The sequence below is a fragment of the Mesobacillus sp. genome (genome assembly GCF_047739415.1).
Classification (GTDB): domain Bacteria; phylum Bacillota; class Bacilli; order Bacillales; family Cytobacillaceae; genus Mesobacillus.
Genome location: NZ_JBIQOE010000262.1, coordinates 23,420 through 29,419 on the forward strand (window position 1 = coordinate 23,420; position 6,000 = coordinate 29,419).

Genomic DNA, 6,000 nt, shown 5'->3' on the forward strand with positions numbered 1-6,000 from the left:
ATAGCGACTTTTTCATTTTTATAGCGACTTAATCGTTTTTATAGCGACTTTTCTTTTTTTATAGCGAACTGGAAAATATCGCTCTTTTTTTCCAATTGAAAAAGAGACCCATTGCTGGGTCTCTTCATATTTAAATCACTTCATAAACATCCTGGGAGGATTCAAGGATATAATCAGGTTTGGGCTGGCCGATTTTTGCTTTATGCCCGGCTATATGGTCGGGATGCTTCTCCCAGTTCTTCCAGTCCTGCTCGGATTGCCAGCTAATCATAATCATAACTTCTTCGTCGCCCCGTCGGCTCTTTTTTACGAGAACCTGTTTATCCAGGAAGCCGGGCTGGAGTTCGATCAGCATGCCTTTTTTCGAAAAGCGTTCGGTGACTTGGCTGGAATGTCCCTCTTTCACTAGGACTCTCTTAATTTGATAGAACATTATAGCGCAGACCTCACTTCATCGATCATTGATTGCATAGACTGCAATCCGCCCCCGCTTAAGTACCAGTTAGTGCCGTCAAGGTAGATGATTTTGCCGTTTTTAAACGCGTCAGTCTTTTTCACAAGTTCATTTTCGATCGTTTCCTTCGCGCCGACTTCGCCTCCTACAGCTGCGGTACGGTCAATGACGAACAAGATTCCAGGGTTTTTCTCAAGGATATATTCGAATGTGATGCTCTGGCCGTGAGTGGATGCTTCGATTTTTTCATCTGCCGCCTTGAAGCCGAATACATCGTGGATTAAACCGTAACGAGACCCGGCACCATAAGCGCTGACCTTGCCTTCATTCGCCAACACAAGCAATGCCTTCTCTTCTGCAGCGGAAGCCTCTTTATTGATTTCTTCTACACTTTTATTGATTTCCGCCAATTTTTCCGTCACGACATCTTCTTTTTCAAAAATTTCACCAATCAGTTTCATATTCTTCTCAAAGGATTCCATGTATTTTGTATAGTCCATACCGACAAAAACAGTAGGAGCAATTTCCTCGAACTGGTCGTACAATTCAGCCTGCCTAGGCGAAATGAAAATGACGTCTGGCTTCATGGCATGGATTGCTTCAAAATCAGGTTCCTTCAAGCTGCCGACATTTGTGTATTCCTTGCCCGCGTATTTTTCCAGGTATTCAGGAACGATTGCCTGTGGTACGCCTGTAACCCCGACGCCCAGCTCATCAAGAGTATCTAATACACCAAAATCAAACACGACAACTTTTTCAGGGCTCTTTTTGACAGTTGCTTCCCCGTACTCATGCTTGATCGTCATTTCCTTTGCTTCGTCTTTTCCTGCTGCTGCAGTCGTTTCTGCTTTATCATCAGAACCACATGCTGCCAAAGCAAATACCATTGCTAAAACAAGTGCTAGTAAACTGAATTTTTTCATCGTAAAACTCCCCTTTTTGGTTATTGTTAAGCTCCAGTCCAATCATAAGCCGTACTTTCAGAAATTTGATTTCTACTGAATGTCGAATTTCTGACAGAGACCCTTCCGCTATTCGAGTGAAGAATTAAAATAAACACATATCCGGCAATTGTTCATTTCCTGGATTGGGATATCCATATCGTAGATTTCTTTTAGCGCGTCAGACTGGATAATCTCCCTTGTTGGGCCATCCCTGACGACTTTTCCATCCTTCAGTGCGACGATGCGGTCCGAGTAGACGGAGGCAAAGTTGATGTCATGCAGGACGATGACGACTGTTTTACCAAGGTCATCGACAAGCTGGCGCAGGATTTTCATGATCTGGACTGAATGCTTCATGTCCAGATTGTTCAATGGTTCATCGAGCAGAATGTATTCTGTATCCTGTGCAATGACCATCGCGATGAACGCACGCTGCTTCTGACCGCCTGACAATTCATCAAGGTAGCTGTCCTGCATCTCGCTAAGGTGCATGTACTCAATCGCCTGGTCGACGAACCGTTCATCCTCCTCAGTCAGCCTCCCTTTTGAGTAAGGGAACCGTCCGAACGACACCAGCTCGCGGATTGTCAGGCGAACATTCATGTAATTCGACTGCTTCAAGATCGAGACCACCTTGGAAAATTCATTCGACTTCATCTTCCAGACATCGGTCCGGTCGATGAGCACTTCCCCGGAGTCCGCATCGAGCAGGCGGCTAACCATCGAGAGCAGCGTCGATTTTCCGGCACCATTTGGTCCGATGAACGAGGTGATCTGCCCCCTCTGGATATTGACGGTCACATCCTCAACGACACTCTTTTTTCCGTAAAATTTGGACAGTGAACGAACTGTGATCATGTTGATCGACTCTCCTTCAGCAGTAAGTAGATGAAATATACGCCACCGACGAAGTTGATGATGACACTAAGCGTCGTGGAGAATGTGAAGACTCTTTCGACGACCCATTGGCCGCCCACAAGGGAAATCACACTGATTAAAATCGCTCCGCTGATCAGGACGCTGTGCCTGTAGGTTTTGAAAGCTTGATAGGATAGATTCGCAACAATCAAACCTAAAAAAGTAAGCGGTCCGACAAGGGCGGTGGAAACTGAAATGTATACGGCAACGAGCACCAGCATTTTTTTTACAATAGAATCATAGGAAACTCCAAGGTTGATCGCATTTTCCCTGCCGAGCGACAGCACATCGAGATAGGATGTGAACCTCCAGGCATAAATGGTCAGCAGGACAATCAGGCCAATCGCCAGCCAAACCAGGTCAGTGTTGATGTTGTTGAAGCTGGCAAACATCCTGTCTTGGACGACCTGGAATTCGTTCGGGTTGATCAGCACTTGCAGGAACGTGGAAATACTTGAGAAGAAAGTTCCGACGATAATTCCCACTAGCAGTAAAAAGTAGATTGGTTGACTTCCCTTTTTAAAAAGAAGCCGGTAAAGCAGCAAGGCGAATACCACCATGATTGCAACTGTTAAGATGAAGTTCACCTGCTTATTGACAACTGTCACATGGCCGGAACCGAGGAAGAATATCAGCACGGTCTGCAGCAGCATGTAAAGCGAATCCAGTCCGATGATACTCGGTGTCAGGATGCGGTTGTGGCTGATCGTCTGGAAAACGACGGTTGAGTAGGCGATTGCCACTCCGGTGATTACCATCGCCGCCACCTTCATCGCCCTTCTTGGCAGGGCATAATCGAAGCTGCCATTCAGATCATGGAATAAATACAGTGCGCTCGCACCCATTGCGATGAAAACAAGGAGGATTAATTTGACTGAATTACGCATATGCCTTCCTCCTAAACAACAGGTACAGGAAAATTCCGCTGCCGATGACGCCGACCATCAGGGAGATCGAAATCTCATAAGGATAAATCAGCACGCGGCCCAGGATGTCCGTTACCAAGAGAAAGTTCGCTCCCAGCAAAGCCGTATGCGGCAATGTTTTTTGCAAATGGTCGCCTTTAAAAATCGAAACGATATTCGGGATGATCAGTCCGAGGAATGGAATCATTCCGACCGTAAGCACGACAGTGGCCGTAATCAGAGCGACAAGGATCAATCCAATGTTGACAACCCGTTTGTAGGCGAGCCCCAAGTTTTTTGAAAAATCTTCTCCCATTCCCGCCACCGTGAAGCGATTGGCGAATAAATAGGCAATCACCAGGATGGGAATGCTTATGTACAGCAGCTCATACCGCCCCTTCATGATCATCGAAAAATCACCCTGCAGCCACGCGGACATGTTTTGGATGACATCTGCTTTGTAAGCAAAGAATGTCGATATGGATGATAGGATATTACCCAGCATCATCCCGACAAGCGGAATGAAAATCGCGTCCTTGAACTTAATCCGGTCAAGGATTTGCATGAACAAGAATGTTCCCGCCAGTGCGAACACAAACGCGATCAGCATTTTCTCAATTGTGGACGCGTTTGCAAAAAACAGCATAGAAACTAGTATGCCTAATCTCGTCGCATCGAGTGTGCCCGCCGTTGTCGGTGACACGAACTTATTTCGGCTGAGCTGCTGCATGATCAGACCGGCAATGCTCATCCCCGCCCCAGCAAGGAGGATTGCAATCAACCGCGGCACCCTGCTGATCAGGAAAATTTCTGTTTCTTCCGATTGAAAATCAAGCAGTTCGAGTGGTGTGATTCTGCTTACTCCTACAAAAAGAGAAAGCAATGAAAGTATGATCAAAGATGTAATCAAGTAACGCTTTTTCATGGCCATGCTCCTAATTTATCGATAGATAATGATAATCATTATCAGTTAACCTATTTAAATATTAAATCGGATCAATAATAAAAGTCAATAGTTAAATGAGAACTTTTTTCAATTAGATTGGAAACTAGTGGGAATAATTTATAAAATTTTCATGATTTGCAGGTGGGATATGTAGGGGTTTTCTCATGTAAATGATTTAGTTTTGGAACAAATGCCTTATCACATAGCCACCGGACTAAAGTGTCAGAATTGGTTCTGGCTTTGACAGCTTTGTTGGCCTTCCCTACCAACCTGTCCAAAGTTGGTCGATGTTCGGACAGCTTTCCCGGCTCTCCCTCCAAACCTGTCCGAAGTTGGGCATTGTTCTGACAGCTTTCCTGGATTCTCCTCTAAACCTGTCCGAAGTTGGACGTTGTTCGGACAGCTTTTCTTGCTTTTCCTCAAAACCTGTCCGAAGTTTTGGCGTTGTTCAGACAGCTTTTCATGCTTCACATCCAAACCTGTCCGAAGTTTGGCGTTGTTCAGACAGCTTTTCTCGCTTTTCCTCAAAACCTGTCCGAAGTTAGGCGTTGTTCAGACAGCTTTTCATGCTTTACATCCAAACCTGTCCGAAGTTGTTCGATGTTCGGACAGCTTTTCTGGCTTTTCCTTCAAACCTGTCCGAAGTAATGTCCCTCAACGAAAAAAAGCCCCTATTAGGAGCTAATATCCAAAGATTTTTCCAGCAGCCTTTGATGCCTGATTTCAAATTTGTGAATGTGATTCAACTCTTCTAGCAGGTCATGAATCGAGACCAGCTCGTAATAGATGACTGTTTCTTCGGAGAATCGGTGGGAGTATGCTTCCCGTCCATCTACTTCATGCCTCAATAAATCCAGCAGTTCTTTTACAATAGCGTCATGAGATTCATCCATCGCAAAATCGGGATGGTGGAACGCGGACTTGATCGATTTCACCATGTCTTCGACTATCTGTGCTTTTTCCTCAGATAGGTGCATCGAGGGGAGCGAAACGAGATTTCCAACGTGATAATGGACTTGTCTCAAAATAGTAAGTTTCTTGAATTCATAATGGATATTGCGCATATTTTTCCGGTCGAATTGATGCAGCTTCCATTCTTTCTTTTGGTGCTTGCATAGTGTTTCAATAGCTTCCATATCTTTCAGGATTCTTTGGAAATCTGCCCTTGTTTCCCGGTGCAAAGGCTGATGTCTTGTGATTTCCGTTCCCCTGCCTTCTATCAGATCCCCTGTCTCAACAATCAATTGCTGGATTTTTGCCTTAATCGATTTTGAATAGTCAGGTCTGATCACGAGCAGGTTCACCAGAGTCGACACGGTTAGCCCGGTCAAAGTTGTTCCTAGACGGATAAAAAAGTTGGACAAATAGTGATCCTGGACAGTCGAAATCATCGCCACTCCCGTCAGGACCGCTACGAGCGCCCCATCCTGGAGGTGCAGCCTGTGGCAGGCAATGATGGTTGCGACGGCAACAAGCATATAGGTAAGCGGACTGTCTCCAAACGCAAAGTTGAAGACAACGGAAAAAGCAGCTCCAATCGCCGATGCAGGGAATCGTACGTATGCTTTTTTTATCGAATCAGCCGCGGTCGGTTCAATTGTCACAATCGCTGTGATTACGGCGAACATCGGCGGCCAGCCTAACAGCTCGCAGAACAATGCCGTGATGAAGACCGCAATCCCTGTTTTAAGGACCCTTCCTCCGACAAAATTGAATTTTTTAAGTATAGCCATTTTGCATTCCTCATTTAAAAATACTCTTACTATCATTATACCGTATGGGAACCAGATACGAAAAAGAGCCCCTAATAATAGGGACTCCTGAATTAGTTGA

At 45.3% G+C, this 6,000-nt stretch carries 6 protein-coding genes; all 6 read right to left on the minus strand.

Features of this window, described 5'->3' with window-relative positions; translation table 11 throughout:
- Window positions 1-130: 130 nt before the first annotated feature.
- On the minus strand, window positions 131-433 hold the full coding sequence (locus tag ACH0QE_RS20370; RefSeq protein ID WP_415802295.1) for an antibiotic biosynthesis monooxygenase family protein: 303 nt from the start codon (window positions 431-433) through the stop codon (window positions 131-133).
- Window positions 433-1,377 carry a siderophore ABC transporter substrate-binding protein gene (locus tag ACH0QE_RS20375; protein WP_415802296.1) on the minus strand — a complete coding sequence of 315 codons (945 nt, stop codon included), beginning with the start codon at window positions 1,375-1,377 and terminating at the stop codon, window positions 433-435. The genes ACH0QE_RS20370 and ACH0QE_RS20375 overlap by 1 nt, the downstream gene beginning before the upstream one ends.
- A 108-nt stretch (window positions 1,378-1,485) precedes the next feature.
- The gene (locus ACH0QE_RS20380; protein WP_415802297.1) at window positions 1,486-2,256 is read right to left on the minus strand and encodes an ABC transporter ATP-binding protein; all 771 of its coding nucleotides are present in this window, start codon (window positions 2,254-2,256) and stop codon (window positions 1,486-1,488) included.
- On the minus strand, window positions 2,253-3,203 hold the full coding sequence (locus ACH0QE_RS20385; RefSeq protein WP_415802298.1) for an iron chelate uptake ABC transporter family permease subunit: 951 nt from the start codon (window positions 3,201-3,203) through the stop codon (window positions 2,253-2,255). The genes ACH0QE_RS20380 and ACH0QE_RS20385 overlap by 4 nt, the downstream gene beginning before the upstream one ends.
- The gene (locus ACH0QE_RS20390; RefSeq protein ID WP_214739649.1) at window positions 3,196-4,146 is read right to left on the minus strand and encodes an ABC transporter permease; all 951 of its coding nucleotides are present in this window, start codon (window positions 4,144-4,146) and stop codon (window positions 3,196-3,198) included. Before ACH0QE_RS20390 ends, ACH0QE_RS20385 begins: the two co-directional genes overlap by 8 nt.
- A gap of 695 nt (window positions 4,147-4,841) precedes the next feature.
- Window positions 4,842-5,900, minus strand: coding sequence for an aromatic acid exporter family protein (locus ACH0QE_RS20395; RefSeq protein ID WP_415802299.1), 1,059 nt, complete (start codon window positions 5,898-5,900; stop codon window positions 4,842-4,844).
- Window positions 5,901-6,000 lie beyond the last annotated feature (100 nt).